At 37.0% G+C, this 21,316-nt stretch carries 23 protein-coding genes; 16 read left to right on the top strand and 7 right to left on the bottom strand.

Translation table 11 applies throughout. The annotated features are described in order from the left end of the window. Positions 1-415 precede the first annotated feature (415 nt). Positions 416-1,498, bottom strand: a complete 1,083-nt coding sequence (locus ACFSCX_RS16895; protein ID WP_377929418.1) for an AimR family lysis-lysogeny pheromone receptor — start codon at positions 1,496-1,498, stop codon at positions 416-418. A gap of 165 nt (positions 1,499-1,663) precedes the next feature. Here ACFSCX_RS16895 and ACFSCX_RS16890 point away from each other — a divergent pair, with 165 nt between their 5' ends. The 3 genes from ACFSCX_RS16890 (at position 1,664) to ACFSCX_RS16880 (ending at position 4,805) form a co-directional block, all read left to right on the top strand. Next, a complete protein-coding gene (locus tag ACFSCX_RS16890) occupies positions 1,664-3,442 on the top strand; it encodes an ABC transporter substrate-binding protein (RefSeq protein ID WP_377929417.1) in 1,779 nt (592 codons plus the stop codon). Positions 3,443-3,465: 23 nt separating this feature from the next. Next, positions 3,466-3,783, top strand: a complete 318-nt coding sequence (locus tag ACFSCX_RS16885; RefSeq protein WP_377929422.1) for a DMT family transporter — start codon at positions 3,466-3,468, stop codon at positions 3,781-3,783. A gap of 329 nt (positions 3,784-4,112) precedes the next feature. Beyond that, complete coding sequence (locus tag ACFSCX_RS16880) at positions 4,113-4,805, top strand: DUF421 domain-containing protein (protein WP_377929416.1); 693 nt, start codon at positions 4,113-4,115, stop codon at positions 4,803-4,805. A gap of 134 nt (positions 4,806-4,939) precedes the next feature. Here the strand turns inward: ACFSCX_RS16880 and clpP are convergent, their stop codons facing one another. Next, positions 4,940-5,515 carry an ATP-dependent Clp endopeptidase proteolytic subunit ClpP gene (gene clpP, locus ACFSCX_RS16875; RefSeq protein WP_377929415.1) on the bottom strand — a complete coding sequence of 192 codons (576 nt, stop codon included), beginning with the start codon at positions 5,513-5,515 and terminating at the stop codon, positions 4,940-4,942. A 49-nt stretch (positions 5,516-5,564) separates the two neighbouring features. Continuing rightward, positions 5,565-6,287 (bottom strand): sigma-70 family RNA polymerase sigma factor, encoded by a 723-nt coding sequence (locus ACFSCX_RS16870; RefSeq protein ID WP_377929414.1) that lies wholly within the window; start codon positions 6,285-6,287, stop codon positions 5,565-5,567. Between the two features lie 268 nt (positions 6,288-6,555). Between ACFSCX_RS16870 and ACFSCX_RS16865 the strand changes: the two genes are divergently transcribed. The 3 genes from ACFSCX_RS16865 to ACFSCX_RS16855 are packed head-to-tail and all read left to right on the top strand — an operon-like array spanning position 6,556 to position 8,700. Next, entirely contained in the window at positions 6,556-7,293 is a 738-nt protein-coding gene (locus ACFSCX_RS16865; protein ID WP_377929413.1) for an SDR family NAD(P)-dependent oxidoreductase, read from the top strand. Continuing rightward, the gene (locus ACFSCX_RS16860; RefSeq protein WP_377929412.1) at positions 7,290-8,321 is read left to right on the top strand and encodes an S-adenosylmethionine:tRNA ribosyltransferase-isomerase; all 1,032 of its coding nucleotides are present in this window, start codon (positions 7,290-7,292) and stop codon (positions 8,319-8,321) included. Before ACFSCX_RS16865 ends, ACFSCX_RS16860 begins: the two co-directional genes overlap by 4 nt. Before the next feature lies 1 nt (position 8,322). Further along, on the top strand, positions 8,323-8,700 hold the full coding sequence (locus ACFSCX_RS16855; RefSeq protein ID WP_377929411.1) for a VOC family protein: 378 nt from the start codon (positions 8,323-8,325) through the stop codon (positions 8,698-8,700). A 31-nt stretch (positions 8,701-8,731) separates the two neighbouring features. Here the strand turns inward: ACFSCX_RS16855 and ACFSCX_RS16850 are convergent, their stop codons facing one another. Further along, a complete protein-coding gene (locus ACFSCX_RS16850; protein WP_377929421.1) occupies positions 8,732-9,178 on the bottom strand; it encodes a hypothetical protein in 447 nt (148 codons plus the stop codon). A gap of 16 nt (positions 9,179-9,194) precedes the next feature. After that, positions 9,195-9,965, bottom strand: coding sequence for a hypothetical protein (locus ACFSCX_RS16845; protein WP_377929410.1), 771 nt, complete (start codon positions 9,963-9,965; stop codon positions 9,195-9,197). Positions 9,966-10,235: 270 nt separating this feature from the next. On the opposite strand from ACFSCX_RS16845, the gene ACFSCX_RS16840 reads away from it, so the two are divergent. The 3 genes from ACFSCX_RS16840 (at position 10,236) to ACFSCX_RS16830 (ending at position 14,178) form a co-directional block, all read left to right on the top strand. Next, entirely contained in the window at positions 10,236-10,904 is a 669-nt protein-coding gene (locus tag ACFSCX_RS16840) for a SurA N-terminal domain-containing protein (RefSeq protein ID WP_377929409.1), read from the top strand. 428 nt (positions 10,905-11,332) lie between these two features. Next, on the top strand, positions 11,333-13,048 hold the full coding sequence (locus ACFSCX_RS16835) for a WG repeat-containing protein (protein ID WP_377929408.1): 1,716 nt from the start codon (positions 11,333-11,335) through the stop codon (positions 13,046-13,048). A 443-nt stretch (positions 13,049-13,491) separates the two neighbouring features. After that, positions 13,492-14,178 carry a GOLPH3/VPS74 family protein gene (locus tag ACFSCX_RS16830; protein ID WP_377929407.1) on the top strand — a complete coding sequence of 229 codons (687 nt, stop codon included), beginning with the start codon at positions 13,492-13,494 and terminating at the stop codon, positions 14,176-14,178. A gap of 75 nt (positions 14,179-14,253) precedes the next feature. Here ACFSCX_RS16830 and ACFSCX_RS16825 read toward each other — a convergent pair whose 3' ends face one another. Together ACFSCX_RS16825 and modA are read right to left on the bottom strand one after the other, a co-directional pair. Beyond that, on the bottom strand, positions 14,254-16,224 hold the full coding sequence (locus ACFSCX_RS16825; protein WP_377929406.1) for a putative bifunctional diguanylate cyclase/phosphodiesterase: 1,971 nt from the start codon (positions 16,222-16,224) through the stop codon (positions 14,254-14,256). Between the two features lie 351 nt (positions 16,225-16,575). After that, positions 16,576-17,346: a molybdate ABC transporter substrate-binding protein gene (modA, locus tag ACFSCX_RS16820; RefSeq protein ID WP_377929420.1), complete on the bottom strand. Its 771-nt coding sequence runs from the start codon at positions 17,344-17,346 to the stop codon at positions 16,576-16,578. A gap of 316 nt (positions 17,347-17,662) precedes the next feature. Here modA and ACFSCX_RS16815 point away from each other — a divergent pair, with 316 nt between their 5' ends. The 7 genes from ACFSCX_RS16815 (at position 17,663) to ACFSCX_RS16785 (ending at position 21,074) form a co-directional block, all read left to right on the top strand. Next, on the top strand, positions 17,663-18,370 hold the full coding sequence (locus tag ACFSCX_RS16815; protein WP_377929405.1) for a DUF2306 domain-containing protein: 708 nt from the start codon (positions 17,663-17,665) through the stop codon (positions 18,368-18,370). 18 nt (positions 18,371-18,388) lie between these two features. Beyond that, the gene (locus ACFSCX_RS16810) at positions 18,389-19,183 is read left to right on the top strand and encodes an SDR family NAD(P)-dependent oxidoreductase (RefSeq protein WP_377929404.1); all 795 of its coding nucleotides are present in this window, start codon (positions 18,389-18,391) and stop codon (positions 19,181-19,183) included. After that, positions 19,164-19,667, top strand: coding sequence for a GNAT family N-acetyltransferase (locus ACFSCX_RS16805; protein WP_377929403.1), 504 nt, complete (start codon positions 19,164-19,166; stop codon positions 19,665-19,667). Before ACFSCX_RS16810 ends, ACFSCX_RS16805 begins: the two co-directional genes overlap by 20 nt. Positions 19,668-19,987: 320 nt before the next feature. Further along, on the top strand, positions 19,988-20,188 hold the full coding sequence (locus ACFSCX_RS16800; protein ID WP_377929402.1) for a hypothetical protein: 201 nt from the start codon (positions 19,988-19,990) through the stop codon (positions 20,186-20,188). Positions 20,189-20,366: 178 nt separating this feature from the next. Next, the gene (locus ACFSCX_RS16795; protein ID WP_377929401.1) at positions 20,367-20,585 is read left to right on the top strand and encodes a DUF1659 domain-containing protein; all 219 of its coding nucleotides are present in this window, start codon (positions 20,367-20,369) and stop codon (positions 20,583-20,585) included. Between the two features lie 35 nt (positions 20,586-20,620). Then, positions 20,621-20,836, top strand: a complete 216-nt coding sequence (locus ACFSCX_RS16790) for a DUF2922 domain-containing protein (RefSeq protein ID WP_377929400.1) — start codon at positions 20,621-20,623, stop codon at positions 20,834-20,836. A gap of 73 nt (positions 20,837-20,909) precedes the next feature. Continuing rightward, positions 20,910-21,074, top strand: a complete 165-nt coding sequence (locus ACFSCX_RS16785; protein ID WP_377929399.1) for a YvrJ family protein — start codon at positions 20,910-20,912, stop codon at positions 21,072-21,074. The last annotated feature ends 242 nt before the right edge of the window (positions 21,075-21,316 follow it).

Genomic DNA, 21,316 nt, shown 5'->3' with positions numbered 1-21,316 from the left:
AGTTAAGCTTAATCCCACTCGTCCTGTAAATGCGGATTAGTACGTTAATAAAATTTGTACGTTATGCCAGAATGCATCAATGCAGATTAAGAAGCGAGTGAATAGCCCATTTCTGAATCAAGAAAGTGGTACCTATATCATAGATAACTTGGTTAATTGTTACTTGTAAAAAAAGGATATTACAGTAAGTGTATTTGAGTTACCCTAAAACTTAAAAAAAGTATTTGACATTGTACGCTTAACTTATAAAAAAAGCTCAAATTTGTATAGGAACAAATTTGAGCTAATAAATTATCCAATAGGTACACCAGGGTCTAAGGTAGAAGTAAATGTAGACAAGCCTTATCCAGAGAATAGTAGAGCAACAAACATGAAACTAACGATTAATTTTTCATGTAAACTCTCCCTTTTTATACTATATACTTTTTAATATATGAATAAAAAATCTATCCTTATTGGAAGTGAAAATTTGTTTTGCTTGCTTAAAACAGTCCATATTATTGGTAGCAAGGCCATAATAGTACCATTGAAAGGCGGTTAAATGATTTCCTTGTTTAGTTCGAATCTCATCAAGAATATCAATGCCCATATCTATATTCCCTCTAACGATATGTCGGTGAGCGAGTTCTGCTAATGAATCTGGATTGGAGTCTAGCTCACGCTTCCAATAGCTCCGAAGAAACTCTTTTGTGTTATTTATATCTTTCGATTTTTGTACCTTCTTTTTATCTGGAAGTATGGAGATGATCTCTTCTGCTCTTTTAATATATTTCATACTTTCTTCAAATGATTCAAACATATAAGATTGAGCTAATACGTGATATGCATTTGAAGCGACTATAGGATATCTCAAGTAGTGTGTTTGTGTCACAATACATGTAGCAATGTGTCTGCACTCTTCCACTTTATTTGCCAAGAGATGGCTAAAGCAAAAAAGGTTATATAAATGAAGTTCGTAGGATGTCTTAATATATTCATTTTCAAAGTGCTGCACTTCTGGCAATATGGCATTACTCACTTTGAAAAATGCCTCATATTCTCCAATGTCATATACACCAAACATATGTAAAATACAGAGAAGTAGATGAAGCTCTTTCGATTGACTGTTCCTACTAAGTACGATCTGATTTAGCTTTTCTCCGAATAGTTCGCCTTTATATCGTTGAACAACGATTTCATAGACCTCTGCCCACTCTCGATTAAGTGGATCTTTTGAACTTTTTTCTCTATTAACAAGTTCTTCTAGTAATTCTATCTCCCCATGCATCGTATAGAACTCCATCGCAACCCTAAGATTTTCTGCTAAGGTTGTGTGATTCATTAACAGCGTTAATTGTTGTCTTTGCATTGGTATATCATTCTTATAGAGCTTTTCTACAAGAGTATACATATCCTGAAAAGGTATGTTTTGTACTCCATCAGCTAAAATTTCTGGGAATAGGTGCTCGAGTTTATTATTCATCACATGTTCTTTTAATGTTGATACTACGTCGTTCATACTATCCCCTCCCTGTTTTTGGCTAGGTATCATGGTATGTTTTCAATATTATATCAATCTATTGTAAAAAATTGCAAACTATTAGTGAACAAATTAATAATAGTACAATGTATAATTTATTTATATAGGATAAATTTACGATTTTTCAGAATTGGCGTGATAGGGTTGAATATATTAACACATTATATACAGTTGTTTAATGGAATTGCTCCTTCTATTAACAAAAAAATAGAAATATCAATAAAAGAAATCTCGCAGCTATTATATTGTACAGATCGAAATAGTAATCTCGTTATTGCAAAATTAGTAGAGCAAGGCTGGATAGACTGGTTACCAGGCAGAGGGAGAGGGAACCGCTCCCGTATTGTTTTCCGAAAAAATCCGACGAATCTCGTTATTCAAAGATGTAAGGAGTTCGTAAAAGCAGGAGAGATAAAGGAAGCTAGGAAGATGATCTCTGAGCATGAGGGTGATGTTGATTCATTAAGAAAGCAATTTGATCAATGGTTTGAATCATTATTTGGCTTTCATGTCGAATCAGTTGAAGAGGAAAAGGTAGATTTATTACGTCTAAAGGTTCAATTCAATTTGTTAGCATCGCTAGACCCCTTACATGCCCACCTTCGTTCAGAATGTCATATAGTGAAACAGGTATGTGATACTCTCGTTCGTTACAACAAACAGACAAGGGAAATTGAACCGCACTTAGCTTTTTACTGGGAGCATGATCAAGAATGTAAAAATTGGAGTTTTTTTCTGAGAAAAGGTATTCGATTTCATAATGGAGAAACGTTAACAGCTCATGATGTGGTGTATTCTCTTATTAGGGTAAAAAGGACGGATAATGCTTATAAGTGGATGATGAAAACAATGTCATCCATTAAGGCTATTAATGAAGGAGAGGTAGCCATTTCTTTTTCTAAGCCCTATCCCTTTCTCCTACAGATTCTATGTGATGAAAGATTATCTATTGTTCCGGATGGTTTTGACATAGAAACGCTACTAATTGGGACGGGTCCTTTCTATCTATCACAATTGAATGAATTTGTAATTCAATTAAACGCACATTCTCATTATTTTAAGGGCAGGCCCTATCTAGATGTTGTGGAGCTCTGGAATGTTGAGGAGGGAAGGCAGGATGATGATAAACCTCACGATGTTAGATTTGGGTTGTTACAAAAGGAAGAAGAAACATCTGATAGAAAACAAAGTAGGGTGCTAGAATGGAATGTACAGTATCTCACTCTCAATTGTAAAAAAACAGGGCCTCTCCAAAGCATAAAGCTGCGGCAAGCTCTTACAATCATGTTGGACCGTCAAAAACTAATAAGCGAACTTGGTGGCCCAAGAGAAGAGATTGCCCATGGTTTTCTTCGAGATTCTCTCAAGTTCGAAATAGTAAGTCAATCAGTTCAACAGCTTTTGGCTGAGAGTGGATATAATGGTGAAGTACTTCACTTGTATACGTTTACCGACGAGGATCATCAAGAAGATGTAACATGGATTCAGCAGCAGTGCGGAAAATATGGAGTACATATTGAATCTCATTATGTTGAGGCGACTGAGTTGTTACAGGCAGAAACACTTGAAAAAGCAGATATCCTTCATGATAGTGCAAGTCTTGATGAAGAAATAGAGAGAAATTTCCTGCACATAATACTTGCACGTAATAGCTTTATTTTTTGTCATATGAGAGAAGAGATGAAATTATATATGGAAAAATCATTAGATCACCTATTTGAGGCGGATAGCGAAGAGGTACGTCTCACAATCTTAAAGGAAATTGAAAAGAAACTTTTGGATGTGTGCCAAGTGATTCCTCTTTATCGAAATCAGGCAAGGGTGCATTCAGATTCAATGGTCCAAGAAGCAACGCTCAATGCTCAGGGATGGTTAGATTTTTATCACATATGGTTTCGAAGAGACAGAGGTGTAAAAAGTTGAAAAGATTTACAAAGGTGGTGTAAATCATGGCATGGATATTATTAATTGTGACGATTCTTCTCGAGGTAGCTGGAACCATTTCTATGAAGCTTTCGAATGGACTTACAAATCCTATCCCCAGTGTCCTGCTATTTGTGTTTTATGGTGCATGTTTTGCCTTATTTGCAATTGCTGTAAAAACAATTGACCTTAGCATTGCCTATGCTATTTGGTCAGGAGCTGGGACAATGCTTGTCTTTATCATTGGTGTATTTGTATTCCAAGAAAATCTCACATGGATGAAAACGGGCTGTATCATTTTAATTATTATTGGAGTCGTCGGGCTGAAATGGTCACACTAAAGGGTCATAAGACAAGTGAAAGATACAGTTGGAGGAATTAAGTATTGGATGACCCTAGTGCTTTCGTTTGTTGTAATTGTCTTTTTCATTCGGAGTGGTGAAAACAATACGCCTTACACCTTTATCCGGAGAATGTATGTAAGTTTGTACATCTTGGGAAGATTCACATGGATTTCAATAGTGATGGGTAGCTTTATTATTGTTGTAATTTCATCCTGTAATGGGAATGTAAAAGGTTATTTATTCCGAGAGCAAGGAGATACATTTTATCATGAAATGAGGTTTTAAGTGCTCCTTTTTTTTCCATAATGGAAGTGGGAGGTGCAAGCTTGAACCACTATTTATCTATTGCACTAGAAATTACTATCGGTTTAGGTTTATTGTTTATCGTGACGAAGGTCCAGGGGAAAACTCAATTTTCTCAAATTACACCCTTTGACTTTATCTCAGCGTTAATTTTAGGAGAATTATTAGGAAATGCCATTTATGACCATGAAGTAAAAATTACGGAAATCCTATTTGCAGTAACTCTTTGGGGAGTACTGATTTATTTTATAGAGTTTCTCACCCAAAAATTTAAAGGATCACGAAAGATACTTGAAGGAGAGCCTAACATTGTAATTCATAAAGGACAAATAAAATATAATGCCTTAAAAAAGGCAAGGCTCGATATTAATCAATTACAAAGCTTAATTCGACAGCAAGGATATTTTTCATTCCAAGAAGTGGAGTTTGCCATTATTGAGACGAACGGATTAGTAAGTGTTTTACCAAAGCCAGCTTTTGATACACCTAAAAACCAGGACTTAAACGTCCCTCTCAGTTCAGTCTCTTTGCCCATTAATCTGATCTTAGATGGTGAAGTCGTTCAAAAAAATTTAAAAGAAGTAGGGTTTGACGAACAATGGCTGAAGAGTGAGCTAGAACAGCAAGATATATCTGATTACCGGGATGTGCTTTTTGCTGAATGGGTGCAAGACAAGCCATTATTTGTATTAAAATATGAGAGTGCCACGAGTTGACTAGCGAGCTCTAGTTATGGAAAAAAGTGTTGTTTGCCATTAAGACGGCTCTTTTATAAGAATATACTTTGTTCATATAAAAAAGAAGAAATCACCAGTTTCATATGGAATTTGGCGATTTCTTCTTTTTTCTACTATTTAATTACCTCATCGATAATCCCATATTCCTTTGCTTCCTCAGCACTCATAAAGAAATCTCGGTCTGTATCATTTGCTACTTTCTCTACTGATTGTCCAGTTCGATCCGCAATAATTTGGTTAATATGCTCTCTTAGTTTAAGAATTCGTTTCGCTGAAATCTCTATCTCAGTCGCTTGGCCTCTTGCACCGCCTAGTGGTTGATGAATCATTATTTCACTGTTCGGCAAAGCGAACCGCTTTCCTTTTGTTCCAGCTATGAGAAGCATAGCACCGAATGATGCAGCCATTCCCGTACAAATGGTTCTTACATCTGGCTTAATATATTGCATCGTATCAAATATTGCAAATCCAGCTGTTGTCGAACCACCAGGGCTGTTAATGTATAGAGAGATATCTTTGTCCGGGTCATCCGCTGCGAGGAATAACAGCTGTGCAACGACACTGTTTGCCACTGCATCATTTATTTCATCACCAATCATAATAATCCGGTCTTTTAAAAGCCTTGAGTAAATATCGTACGAGCGTTCTCCACGACTAGATTGTTCCACAACATAAGGAATCGTATTCATATTTAATTGCCTCCCTCGTTTTATTGAGCTAGTAAACATGTAATTTTTACTAGGCTGCCATTCGAGCGAAACTTGAAGGAGAAGTAAAGTGACGCAATTTGTGCATCGAGAAGATTGGATTTGTATGTTCCTTCTTTAGAGAATGGATAGAAGGAATGCTCTTTATAATGATCGTAGGATCTTGGCGGGTCAAGGCTTCATGTACAACGGTTTCGATTCTACCTCTCTCTTCATTATCCCAGTATTGGTCGACGAGTGGATTCCGGTTTAGTGATTCACGCTTTTCGAGTTTTTGTTTAGCTCGGTGAATGGTCGCTTTTACAGCTGTCTCCGTTGTTTGAAGAAGGTCCGCAATTTCCGAAAGCTGGTACTGAAATCCTTCTTTTAACGTAAACATGATGACCTGTTTTGGTGTTAGAATATTTAACAGCAATTGTATGGTTTCATCCCGGTTATCCACTTGAATCATTTCATCTAACGCTTTTTCTGGCACGCGCTCTACGGTTTCCTTGCCACGTTTGCGGAGTGTGTCAACCCAATGATTATGAGCAACTTTATTGAGTAATGATGAAGTAACGTCCTCGTTGCTACCATATTTTTTCCATACCTTTAATAAGGCTTCTTGAGCAAGGTCCTCACCATCCCAGCTACTCTGCGTTAGAAAATGACAATACTGACGAAGTCTTGGATAGAATTCTACTAGTACTTCCTCTGAAACATGACTTTTCTTTTCTTTATGATCCATAGACCCCTCTCTAAGCTCGTTATACACTGTGATCACTCCTTCAGTAACGTCTCTACCCTTTAAAACGATTAGCACGCATGAAAAGATATGGGGGAGACTTCTTTTTTTTATTTTATCCGAATAATGCAGTTTCGTACCAGTAAATGTCATTGAAAAGAAAAGTTTCGACAAACTTCGGGAAGTGACTGTCACTTCGTTCTAAAGTTGTAGAGATTATTCCATCTTTCACATGATTCGGGTAGGTGTTGTTCTTCTTATAATGAAAGTAAGAAGACGGTTGAAGGAGAGATGAAGGATGAAGGGAAATCAAAAGGTTGCGATGATTACGGGGGCTTCAAAAGGGCTGGGGAAGGCATTAGCTATTGCGTTTGCGAAGGAAGGGTATCGTCTTGCAATCTGTTCAAGAGGCGAAGAAGCTTTGCAACAGGTGAAAAAAGAGCTAGAAAGCATGGGAGCAGAAGTAATTGCTGTGATTGCAGATGTCGCCAAAATACGGGATGTCGATCGGTTTGTATCCGTAGTCGAAAATGTTTATGGGCAAATAGATGTTCTTGTTAATAATGCTTCAATATTTGGGCATGGCCCGAAGTTGTTGTTAGATTACTCAGCTGAAAAGTTTGAAGAGGTACTCAGCGTGAATGTCATGAACCCGTTTCTACTTACGAAACGAGTATTGCCAGGGATGCTGTCTAGAAATGAAGGATCTGTTATTAATGTAACGTCAGAGGCTGGGAGAACAGGATTTGCTGAGTGGGGCGCATATGGGATATCAAAGTTTGCGGTAGAAGGTTTAACTCAAACATGGGCAGAAGAACTGGAAGAAACAGGTGTAAGAATAAATATGGTAGATCCCGGTGAAATGAACACGGAGATGCATGACATTGCTGTTCCTAGTTGTGACTATGAGCTTGCTGAACCAAACGAAGTTGTAGGTGTCTTTCTATATTTAGGTTCAGACCAATCAATAGCAGTAAATGGTCAAAGATTTGAAGCACAAAGCTTCTTAGAATCGAAAGGAAGTGGTGAGAAATGACATTAGCGAATGAGCAATTTGAAATTCCAACGACTCAGAGTGCGAATATACCAATTGAATTAACGGGTAAAAGTAGAGATTCAGTCAGGATGATGGTGCTTGATCGTAAGACAGGACAATTTTCTAATCACCATTTTAATGAATTAGATTCATTCTTACAACCTGGCGATGTCGTTGTACTCAATAATAGCCGGACCATCCCTGCCGTATTAAAGGGCAAGCAAGGAAAAAGAGAAGTAGAAATTCGTTTATCACGAAGGGTTTCAGCTCAAACATGGGAAGCACTTATTGTAGGAGGGATCTATTCCAATACTAAATGTATTGAATTTTCGAATGAGGTTACGGCAACAATTGAAGGACAAGGTAGTGAACGACCGTTAGTAGTACTTTCATTTTCAGTAGGTGGAGCTGATTTCTATCAATTTATTTACAAATATGGTGAGCCCATCCGTTACGAATATATTGAGCATCCATGGCCGCTTGAAGCGTACCAGACAGTTTACGCTTCTGTCCCTGGATCAGTAGAAATGCCATCTGCCGGACGTGCCTTTACGTGGCAACTTTTAAATCGATTAAAGAAAAAGGGAATTGAGGTCGTCATCCTGCAGCTACATGCTGGTCTCAGCTATTACGGGAATGATCGCTGGCCAAATCCAACGAATCACCCAGAGGCATTTCATATTCCTTTGCATACTGCAAAGGTTATTAATCAGGCGAAAAAAGATCGACGAAGAATTATAGCTGTCGGAACAACCGTTGTACGTGCGATTGAGACCGTGGCAGACGATAACGGACATGTTCGTAGTGGAGAAGGAACGACAAGATTATATATTAAAGCAGGTATGAAACTGAAAGCTATAGATGGTCTAATTACAGGATTACATGAACCTGAAGCGAGTCATTTAGATCTTCTCACGTCTCTTATTGAGAAAAAGAAACTTATCCATGCTTATGAAGCAGCGTTAAAACAAGGATACCTTTGGCACGAATTTGGAGATATGAACCTGATCTTACCAATCGAGGTATAATATGAAGCATCATCATGTGGGTTTATATGTGACTAATTTAGCGAAATCAGCACAATTCTACGAATATTACTTTGAGTTTAAACCGGTGAAGCGATTGACGCTACTAGGGGAAGAAATCATTTTTATCGCTCGTGAACGAGTAATAATAGAACTCATTCAATCAGAGGAACAACAAGGACCGTTCCATCATACCTTTCATTTTGCACTAGAGGTATCAAATTTAGATAAATGGATTCAAAACTTAACCAGTAAAGGTTTAGAAATAGCCGAAGGACCATACGATCTTGAAACCGGCTGGAAAATCGCTTTCTATCAGGCACTAGACGGCGAGGTCATTGAGTTAATTGAGCGATTCGACCAGGATCGATTCGACAAGTGACAGTCACTTGTCGAAATTTCTTTGTAGACTTTCATTTGATGCATGTGAGCCCAAGAGCTAAATGATCCCAAAGTGTGTGTTCAACTTTTTCTTTTTGGTAGTCCTCACAGCGTATCATTAAGACAATCTCAGAGGTGATTTTCCGGGTGCTTCCTTTGTTTTTATTTAGTAATAACAGCTTTATAAGTATACCTAATAAAATGCCTGAAACCGCTCCAATAATTCCCCAAATAATAGGGCCCCATGCCAGTACATACCCGTATATGGAACCGAGAAGCATGAGGCATGTCCCTAGGATTGCTCCCAAGTCGAATAGACTATAGCCGTCAGCCTGATAGATGGAATCAAAGACCCTTCTTGGTTCTGTTCGCTTATCAAGAGGAGCTGCAAAAATCCGTTCCTTGGGAATGCCGATTTGTTCGAGAGAGCTAACGGCGAGCTCAATATATATTGTGTTTTCAAAAGTCGCTATGATCATCAAAGGGGCTCAACTCCTAATGCTTAACGGGAAACTCGAAAAGAGGGTCTTGGTAGCGCTGTCTCAAGAATTTAGACATTTCTTTTTCAAAAAGCTTGTTGTATTCAACAGCAGATGAATAAGCATCGTAAATAATAAATAAGTAGATAGAAGGTAGATATAGTACCCATTGTATATCTGTTATTTCTTTTGCTTTTTCAAAATGACCTACTAAGGTGTATTTAATTCCAAGTGGTATTTCTCCGAAATATAAAATTGCAATTGTATAGCCGAAGATAAAGAAACCCGTTAACACTTTATGTATGTAAAGGTGACCAAGACCAGGAATCAAGGCGGACCATGCAGCAGCAACCAAAGGTAAACGCTTGTCCATAAAATTCATTCCCCAAGGACCAAGAAGAAGAGGCTTAAGAGGGGCATCTTCCCGGTCAGCTAAAATATATTGTTTATTTATATCGACGGTGGTTCGGTAACTATCCCAAATCCCTAGCATGTAAATCCCAACATAGAGCATTAACCATCGTTCATTAACGACTTCCTTTGCTGTATCAAAATCCCCAATCATACTGTAGTAGATACACAGGTTTACTTGGGCTAATTGATTAATAAACAGTTCCCATATAATGAGGATAAATCCAGCCATATAACGGTGCTGCAGTAAATGACCAAATCCAGGATAAGCAAACGAGAAAAATGCGACCACAAAAGGGTTACGAAGGTGAAGTTGAGTAAGGGTAAACTGGGAAATATGAGCTCGTTGACGTCTAGATGGTTGGATATGATTCAAAAGGGACACTCCTAAATGGTTGGATATGAATGGCTTACTAGTTTTATTATTTTCCAACTTTTGAAATCCATACGATTTAATATCCTTAATTGGAAACTTTTTAGCGAATAGGAGAAGATAAACCATATATCTTAGAAGCGTAGCGTATAGGAAACGGCCAAAGAATTGACCCTAGTCAGTATTCCTAAAACAAGCAACAGGGTGTGAACTGCATTTTAAGCTTGGATATGTTAGAATGGTTTTCAGTGTCAAAAAGGAGGCAACGAAGAAATGAAGAAAAGAATACTAATGGGCTTTTTAGTGTTAGGGTTAAGTGTAATGATCCTTGGAGCATGTAATAATTCAAGTTCAACCGACAATGATCCAGTTGCAACTGTGGATGGCGAGGAGATTACCCGTACGGATTACGAAACGCTATTACAGAGCGTGAAAGAAAATTATACCGCCCGGGGAATTGACACTGAAAATCTTGATGATGAAACGAAAAAACAACTAGAAGAACAGGTGATCAATCAGCTAGTCAACACGAAAATATTGCTACAAGCTGCTAAAGCGGAAGGTATAACTGTTGAACAAGAAGAAATAGACCAAAGTTTAGCAGACATGAAGGCGAATTTTGAGGGAGACCAAGCCTATCAAGATGCTTTAGAAAAAAATAAACTAACTGAAGAAAGCTTAAAAGGAAAAATCCAAGAAGAATTATATATCACGAAATACATCGATCAACGTGTAGGCGAAGTCGAAGTCAGCGAAGACGAAGTGAAGAAGCTTTACGATGAATATAAACTAAGTGCTGTAACAAACCAACAGGAAGTTCAAGAGTATGAAGAAATAAAAGAGATATTAGAACAACAAGCAGTCTCACAAAAGAAGCAAGAAAAAGTCAGTGAAATGATTGAGACGCTACGCGAAGAACATGATATCAAAGTATTATTATAAAAAATGCTAGCTGCCTCTTATTGAGGGAGCTTTTTTTATTATTTCGTAAGTATAAAAGTTTTCAGCAAGAGAATGGGTGAGTGACTTGGAATCCAGCTTAAGTACCTAGCTAAGATGAAATGGCGACGATTTTTACCATTTCATCCTATTCGAGGGAAAAAATAATCACTTTTTCCTTGGTCAAATAACCTGTCATGAATAAAAGGAAAAACCACCCTTGTTTTCATGCCAGAACATTTGCTCTGCCTAAGGCTAAACGTGGCGCTCTGAGCCTTTTGTTCAAATGTCCAATGTAAAAAATTTGAAGATGGAAAGGAAATCAGCTTTCTTTGAGCATCATAAAAATTTGAAGGTTGTCAGTTTAAAGGAACCTTCTAGGAGCTTCGCCCATATGATAGTGAGACGAAAAAGGGCAGGGGTGACACAAGATGGAGCAAAGAGAACGTAATCTTTTTACAGCTTCACTGAAAACGGTAAAAGGAACAAAATACGGATTTATCAATAAACAAGGAGAATTTGTCATTAAACCGGTATTTGACTATGCGTTAGACTTTCAGGAAAATGGTCTTGCTATCGTAGAAGAACAGAATCGATATGGTGTGATTAATCATGCAGGGAGGTATGTGTTAAAACCAACCTTTCAATCGATTAACCCGTATTCAGAGGGAAGAGCTGTTGCGATGGATGATAATGGCTCACACGTTATTAATGAAAAAGGACAGATTATAACGAAGAAGCCATATTCATTTATTGGGTCATTTCAGGAAGGTAGGGCTGTTTACTCAACAAAAACCGATTCAGACTATCTTTATGGCTATTTAAATCTACTAGGAAGTGAGGTAATCCGTGCAAAATATAGATTTGCCAATGATTTTCAAGATGGAGTCGCTCTCGTTCAAAAAATGGATGGAACGTATGCACTTATTAACATAGAAGGAAAGGAACTCCACCAGTATACCAAGCCTTTTATTTCCTACTTAGGAAATGGCTTATTGGCCTTTAAGGAAGCAGACGATTTTGAAGCGAAAGCAGGTATTATGGATACCGTTGAAAACATATTAGTCACACCGACTTACTCCTGGATTCAACCATTCCAAGATGGTAGAGCAGCTGTGAATATTTCAGATGATTATAAAAATCAAGTGGGTCTCATTGATAGAACGGGTAAGTACTATATAAAACCAAAATATATGGACATCATGATGCTAGGACATAATCGTGTAGCTGTTTCTAAAGCTATAAGTGAAGAAGAACCTTTCCTCGGAGCGAATTATGCCATTGCTACCACAAACGGTGAATTTTTGACTGATTTCAATTTTACACAAGTCTCCCCTTATGAAAACGGTTATGCATCTGTAAGTGATGGGAAAGAAACCTATTTTGTTGATAAGGCAGGAGTGAAATCGAGACGATATCCTACTGTGAATGGAGAAGGAACACTAACATTTGAAGGTGAATTAATTCAGAGCCTTGTAGACCAGCGTGTCACGTATTTTACAAGAGACGGGAAGCTAGTCTGGAGTCAAAATAAAGTGATTCCGCTGAATAAACAATATAAAGTAGTAGAAAAGAAATATCAACCATCTAACCATTATTTGGTTTACTATCCAGCTGTCGAAGGAATGATGGATGAAAAGGCGGAACAAAAATTAAACGAAACATTATTAAACTTATCAAAGGCTGAACCAACCTCTGAAAAACAGGACTATACGTACTCAGCTGATTTCAATGTCGAATTTTATAAAGAACAATTGCTCGTTCTAGAGATTGATGGGTATTTTTATCCACTGGGGGCAGCCCATGGAATGCCATCGAAAGAGACTCCATCCATTCATTTAACGAACGGTACGATTTATGAATTAAAAGATTTGTTTAATCCAGGTAGTGAATATGTAAAAGTTTTGAGTGATATCATTGAAAAGCAAATAAAAACGGATGACACGTATTCATATGTTTTCCAAGATCAATACAAGGGAATTAAACCGAATCAACCTTTTTATGTAAATAACGATGCATTATTTATATACTTTGCACCATATGAAATTGGCCCTTACGCAGCGGGTTTTCCAACGTTCAAAATTCCGTTTGCTGAGATTATGAATATGATCAATAAGAAGGGTGAATTTTGGCAGGCGTTTCACTAAACAATTATCGGTTCGATATATATTTTGTTTCAAAAAAACTGGGTCAACAAAAGCTGGCTCAGTTTTTATTTAAGAATAAGGAATTATAAGTTGTTGATTGTATCTTATTACGATGTGCTTAGTAATCCGGCTCCAGCGCCCAGCCAAGATGAAATGACGACGATCTTAACCATTTCATCCTACTCGAGGTTGGATACAGTTGAAACTTCCATCAGTGAGTATTTCTGATGGTTAGTTGAACCAATCGGACTCCAACTGGTGATTTTGTTTTTACCGCCAGTTGGAGTGGGATAAAATAAGGGAAAACCACCTTTTTTTCATGCCAGAACATTTGCTCTTCCTTAGGCAATACGGGGCGCCCTGAGCCTTTTGTTCCGTTCGATGTGTAACTTTTCCTTATCTTGTTCGTATAGTAAGTAACATAGGATATGGAGGGAATCTTCATGTTAACTTTAGCTGAGAAATTTTTATTATTAATGATCGATGATGAGACTGGAAAAATGGCGCCTGGTTCATCCACTGTACTTCCATATGGGTTGGCAGGTGCCATTATCATTGATCTTTCACTGAAAGGCTGCTTAGACTATAAGGATAAGAAAGTGTTTTTCTTAGACAAGGAAAATGCGGGCGATCCAATTTTAACTAACATGCTTGGATATTTAAAAAGCAAGGGGACTTCTAGGAAGCTAAATTATTTAGTCCAAAAATTGGGATACGAGATCTCTCGGAAAAAAATAAGTGAGTCGTTTATAAACAGGCTTGTTGAAAAGGAAATCCTCCAAATGGACGAAGTTCAATATTTATTCTTTTTTACAAAAAAAGTATATCCATCTAATAATACGGGGACTGAGAATGAAATACGTTCAAACATAAGACAACTTATTTTAGAAGAGAATAGCCAGCATGATGAGGAAAGTATTGCGCTTATTGGATTATTAAAGGCATGTAACCTTGATAAAAGTTTGTTTTCAAAGGAAGAGTATAAGCTAGCAAAGAAAAAGATTACGAAAATAATGAAGGAGATTCCATATGGGAAAGCAGTGAATGAAGCCATTATGGCGATGCAGTCAGCGGTCATGGCGAGTATAATCGCTGCAACAGCTGCAACCACATCAACTTCAGGAGGTTAACGTATGAGAGAACTTGGCATGTAACAAGTTCCTTCATTCACGCGTATTGAAAAAACACCGATATTATCGGTGTTTTCAAGTATCTTGTAAGATTTTTCTGTTTTTTTGTTCGGTTATATCAATGCTGGATCCAATGATCTCACTAATTTTTCCGCTACGGATAATAGGGGTTAACGTCGTGATGTAGAAAGTATCTCCTATCTGACCTTCAAAAGAAACTTTATCTTCACCGTTCCACACTTTATCATAATAGATCTGCTTCAAAGCTGCATCATCATCAGGGAAAATATCGAATATATCCTTTCCCACTATATTTTCAGGGCTTAGCCCCATTCTATATAGAAGGTCTCCATCACAGAGTGTATAGATAAAGCGCCCATTTTGTTTCTTGCATTTAAAGATCATCCCATTATGAAGGCGAATTGCCTCAGAAAGCTCACATTGTGCTCTTTTGACCATATTTTCATCCCATAATTGCTGCGAAACTTCTTGAGGTAAAGCGCTAAATTGTAATAGATGCTCTAGCTCTTCTAACATGGAAGGAACCATATCTGCTGGTATCGGCTTACTAAAGAAGTAACCTTGTGCTTCATGACAGAGATGCTTTTGCAGGAACAATAGGTGTTCCTTTGTTTCTACACCCTCTGCGATTACTTGCAGTTGAAGGCTATGGGCCATGGCAATAATTGTTTTCACAATCGTTGCATCACTTAAGTCTTGCAGTAATTCTCTTACAAAGCTTTGATCAATTTTTAGCTTATCAATAGGAAAACGTTTTAAGTAAGCTAAGGAGCTATAGCCTTTACCAAAGTCATCCATGCTAACCTTTACACCAAGCTTTTTTAACTCTTGAAGAATGGAGATGGTGTAGGTTGTATCCATTAGCATACTCTCTGTAATTTCAAGCTCTAGTAAAGATGGTTCAAGTTTGGTTTCAGTTAGAATCGTTTTCACTTTTTGTACAAAGTGAATGTCATAGAATTGCCTTGCTGATATGTTGACCGCCATTACAAAAGGAGGAAATCCCTCTTGTTGCCACTTTTTATTCTGAAGGCAAGCTTCTTTTAATACCCACTCACCAATTGGGATAATTATTCCAGTTTCTTCTGCAAGTGATATGAAGGAATGGGGAGAAATAATCCCTTTTGTAGGGTGGTTCCACCGGATAAGAGCCTCCATCCCAATTACTCGATTGTCAATTATATTTATTTGTGGCTGATAATGCAGGATAAATTGATAGTTTTCAATCGCCCTTCTAAGGTCAGTTTCAAGCTCTAGCCTTTCAGTGTATCGCTTTTCTAGTTCAGCATAATAGAACTGATAGTTATTTTTACCTTTATTTTTTGCTAGATACATAGCTGAAACAGCATTTTGTACAAGAATGTATGGAGCGATATTCTCATTTGAATAGATGCTAATTCCTATACTCGGAGTGATAAAAATCTCTCTTTCTTCAATGATAAAAGGGTGTTTGAAAGAACCTAGAATCGAATCGGCCAAATGCTCAACCTCAGTTTGATTTTCCAATTGTTCTAGTAAGATAGTAAACTCATCTCCACCTTGTCTTGAAAGGGTTGCCCTGTGATCGAGCTTTTCTTTCAATCTTGTTGCAACTTCTATTAATACGAGGTCCCCTGTTTGGTGACCCAAGGATTCGTTTATGATTTTAAAACGGTCTAAGTCGATACATAAAATAGCGATTAATTCAGTGTTTAATTTAATCTGTATGGATTGTTCGAGCTGTTTTGTAAGGAGTTGGCAATTTGGAAGACCTGTAAGTGAATCGTGGTAAGCAAGCTGATGGTTATATTCTGAGAGTGACCGGTACCTCTCTTCACTTTCCATTAATTTTTGGATTAGTTTGCGATCTTTTTTTTCTTTTTGATATAAATGAAAAAAAAGAAACAGAATGATCAAAAAATGCAAGAGATGAATCACCCATTTTTCCCACAAATGGTTGGATTGATCAATGGAGAGAAGTGTCTCCATGATAAGAATGAAGAATAAAGCGTATATAAGCTTATTAGACAGAAAAGACATTCTCATCGTAGACCTCCCGTAGCAACTACTTTTATGAAAATTAGGTTAAAATTAACTAATTTATATAAACGTAACGTATCCATACATACAGGTCAATGTCATAAAGTTCCAAAAGACGACATTTTCCGACATTTTTCGTAAAAATTTTTATTCGTTCAATCGCTTGCGAAAAGTGTCGTCTTTTGCATTATGAATTCAATAGATTATAGACATTCATTTTGGTTGAGGCAGAAGCAGTTTTTGCCATAGTAGAAGTCCGGTAACATTAAATCAAAATAGTTTTATCCAAGACGAAAATCAATTCCTTTGCATTGAATGGGATTCAATGGTGTAAGTAAATGCAAAAAGGTAAGCTTTTTAGTTTGAGCTTACCGGTATCATAAATCCATATTTTTTAAAAATCGAAAGGGACGTTTCACTTGATAAATAGTGGTAAAAAATTTCCGCTTCATCATGATGATTGGTTGAAGATATAACCCCTACTGGATATATGATGGGGCTATGTGCCGTGTCTTCAATTGTCCTTATAATCTCTACTTTGGATGAAATATAGGCGTCTGTTTGATAAACAAAGCCGAAATCAACATTTCCAGTTTCTACGTATGTTAAAACTTGGCGTACATCTTTTGTATAAATCAATGTAGGCTTTAGCTGTTCCCAAACTCCTGCCTTCTCCAATGCTTCTTTCGAATAGCTACCAGCAGGTACTGTTTCAGGTGAACCTATGGCAATTCTCCAATCTTTCTTCGTTAATTCTTCTAAATCGGATATTGTCCTATTATTAGTCTTTGAAGCGATAAGTACAATGGCATTACTGATTAAATTTGAAGTGTAGCGTTGATCCACAACATTGCTATGAAGTAAGGTGTTAAACGGCTCTTTTGAAGCCGAAATAAATACATCTACAGGGGCACCTTGGGATATTTGATGCTGCAAGGAACCAGAACTTCCAAAATTGTATGTAATTGTAATCGATGGGTTTTCTTTTTCAAAGTTCGTTTTGATTTCATTTAATGAGTCTTTCAAGCTAGAGGCGGCTGAAACAGTTAATTCTGTTTTGTTGTGATTAGGACTGCAACCTACAAATATGCTAATAAGGAAACATATTACTAAAGATATATAGATCATTTTTTTCAATGTTAAAATCCCTTCTTTCCAATGTCTATTATAACCTTTTTTAAAAAAAGGATTGAATAAGGAAATATTTAGGGAGGAACTGAATGTATTTTAAAGAATTAGTAAAAATCATGTGACTCTATTCTTATGGTGGATAAAATGACTTTAAAGATGATAATGATTTACGTTTTGGTCATTGTGTTAACAGACATAGGGAAAACATAAAGAATATAACTGTGTAACCATATATTGATTTTACAAAACATTAAAAAAGTAATCGCTGACAATATGATACGATTTGAATGGAACGATGATATAGGAGGTATATATGGAATTGGTATTTCAATTTTTCAAAATCATTCATATTATTGGTGGATTTGTCGCTTTATTCACCTTTTGGATACCGGTAGTGACAAAAAAAGGTGGGAAAATTCATAATCGTGCAGGGTGGATTTATGTGTACGGAATGATAATTGTAGCGATTTCTGCCTTTTTCATGGGAGCATACCGAATCTTAAATGGTGAAAGTTCAAGCGAGCAAGTATCCTTTTCATGGTTCTTGCTCTTTATCGCAATCTTAAGCTCTTCTGCTGCCTATTACGGGCTTCGAGTGTTAAAATTTAAAAAGCGAAAAGTACGGCATACTCACCCAGTTGATCTCGGATTTCCTTTAGTTTTATTATTTTCAGGAATCGGTATTAGCATATATGGTGTTACTCAAAATTTCCCTTTATTAATTTGGTTTCCAATCGTAGGTATTCTGCTTGGAATCGTCCAATTAAAATACTGGCTGCAAAAGCCCTCAAAGAAAATGCATTGGTGGTATGAACATTTCTCTGGTATGCTAGGCTGCTCGATATCCACGATTACAGCCTTTACCGTTTTTGGAGCACCTAGATTATTACATATAGAATCGGTCAGTATCTGGTTATGGTTCATACCGACAATTATCATTACACCGATGATTATAGGATTTGGTATCTATTATGACCGTAAGTTTTCTGGAAAGAAGGCAAAGGTGGCAGAAGAATTGTAAATAAGTGAGGGAACTGTAATGGAAATATCTCTTAAAGGAAAGAAAGCAATCGTAACTGGCTCGTCTAGAGGAGTTGGTTTTTCTATTGCTGAAAAGCTAGCATTATCAGGGGCTACTGTTTTACTAAATGGACGGTCAGAACAAGGGGTCCAAGAGGCAATTATGCAATTAAAACAGAGCAATCCACTTGCTGAAGTGACAGGCTGTGCTGCAGATATAAGTACAAAAGAGGGGTTTCAAGCTATAGTAAATACATGGAATAAGGCAGATATCCTTATTCATAATGCTGGTGTTTACGAACCGAAACCCTTTCTTGAAATTAATGATGATGAGTGGGAATATTATGTAGAGTTACATATTTTAGGGGCAGTTAGGCTATCTCGACATTACATCAAGGGAATGACACAAAATAATTGGGGAAGAGTTCTATTTAATGGAAGTGTGACTGGTGGCTTTTTCTCAGGAGAAATGGTTCACTATGGAACAACGAAGGCTGCTTTATTAGGGCTTTCACGAGGAATTGCGGAAAGTGTTTCCGGAAGTGGCGTAACAGTCAATACATTTCTGCCTGGACCGACGAAAACTGAAAAGGTACAGCGTTTTATTGAGAATGAGGCAAGTAGGTTGAATCAGTCAGAAGGTGAGTTTGAAAAGAAGCTATTTCATGACTCATTACCGACTTCTATTATTAACCGGTTTGTTACACCTGAAGAAGTGGCAAACTTAGTTGTGTTTTTGGCTTCCAATCAAGCATCAGCTATTACGGGGGCAACTCTTAAGGTGGATGGTGGTATTGTTAGATCTATATTATAGTAGAAATGAGACTACAAATATGATTAGTATTATTGATTTTACGAATGATCGTTTAGTTCAAGAGCTATATCAATTACAGAGGGCATCCTATCTTATAGAAGCAAAGATAATCAATTTTGATGATATTCCTCCATTACTTGAAACGTTAGAAGACTTTCGTAACTGCAAGGAGATGTTTTTAGGCTATTTTGAAGAAGGGGTGTTAGCTGGAGCCATTTCGTTCGAAAAAGAAAATCGAGCGTTAACCATTTGCAGATTGGTCGTACATCCGAATCATTTTCGTAAAGGAATTGCACAAAGCTTGCTACATGCTCTTGAGGCATTAGAGCCAAAAGGATCCATTCAAGTATCAACTGGCCGAGATAATGAACCAGCAATAAAGCTTTATAGCAAAAACGGCTATACATTGGAAAGGGATATAGAGGTTGTTCCAGGACTGGTTATTAGTTCATTTATTAAAAGAAAAGAAATGATAAGTTTTTAAGGTGTCTTATTACGAGATGTTTAAGTAATTCAGCTCCATCGCCCAGCCAAGATGAAATGGCGACGATCATTGCCATTTCATCCTACTCGAGGGAAAAAGAAAAATCACTTTTTCCTTGGACAAATAACCTGTCATGAATAAATGGAAAAAGCACCCTTTCTCATTTAAGAACATTTGCTTTGTCATAGGATAAACGGGGCACCCTGAGCCTTTTGTTCAAAATAGGTAGGGTGAATGGTGTGGGAAAAAGTAACACACCAAACTCTTTCTATCATTTGTCGAAATATGTTAGAATAGGCAAGAAGGGAAGGTGGATGTAAATGAATTATGATGTAATTGTCACACTTGGTGCTATTTTCATGGCGTTTGGTTTTATTGGCTTAATTTGGTCTGATTTGAAGAATGCCGAATATCTTAAGGGTAAAACATACCTACCATTTTTCCCTGGGATCTTCACTATCGGTGGGATTATGATGATTTTAGTTGGGTTTATAAGTCCATTATTATTACAATCGCATTAAAATAAATACAGTCTGAAAAACTCTTATTCTGTTTGATAGAATAAGAGTTTTTTTTGTAAGGATTAAAAGAAGACAGAGTAATGGTAGTAATCATTATCATCGAAGGCAAAAACATGCAATAGTATGACCCCTTTTTGCTAATTACCTTCTATATAAATAACAAAGGAGGTGATAGTACATGGCACAAGCGATTATAACGGACTCACAGCTTCGCTTAACGTTTGACATGGGTGTTGGTGAGGATGGAAAACCAGTTTTTAAGAATAAAAACTTTAATAATGTAAAAACGGATTCCACAACAGATGCCTTATATGCCGTTGCTCAAGCACTAGTAGGTCTTCAGCAAAAGACGTTACATGAAATTGAGCGCAATGACAGCCACTTCCTAGGGGAGTAATCATGAATAAAATGGAGAAAGGAGGTGTATAGAACATGGCAAAGGTACTTCAATTACAGTTTCTTAATCAGGAGGATAAAACGGTTACTCTTACGATTGAGGATCCAATTGAACCAGTTGATCCAGCGGCAGTTAATGCAGCAATGGATGTAATCATTGCTTCAAATGTGTTTATCTCTTCTGGTGGAGAGTATACATCAAAAAAGGGCGCACGAGTCGTTGAGCGAAACATTGAAGAAGTAATCTTATAGTTCAGGATCTCCCAGGTTACACATGTAACCTGGTTTCTTTTTAACTAACAATACAGAAGGGAGTTGACGTGTATTGGAACAGCTATTGCCTTTCATTAGTGAAGTGGGGTTTCCAATTGTCGTAACCATTTATTTGCTACACAGGATAGAAACAAAGCTTACTGTACTAAATGAATCGATTCAAAAGCTTCCAATCGAGCTAAAAGACCAACTATTTCCATTGAAAAGACCCGTGTGAAACACGGGTTTTTATGTTGAAAACGATGTGTTTAGCTCAAAAACTAGTAAAAATAATATAAAAAGTAGTAAAAAAATTGGTATTTACTTCTAAGTAAAGAAGTAGGGAAATTGAATTTGTTATGTGTATAAAGATTGATGTATCAGGGGTTTAAGCTTCACGAAATATGTTAAAGACAAATTATTGGAATTAACAGTTGGTTACAAATATTAAAAAAATATTAAATTTTCTAAAAAAAATGA

The sequence above is a fragment of the Bacillus salitolerans genome (assembly GCF_042680805.1).
GTDB lineage: Bacteria > Bacillota > Bacilli > Bacillales > SA4 > Bacillus_CJ > Bacillus_CJ salitolerans.
This window is presented reverse-complemented; position numbering and strand designations above follow the sequence as displayed.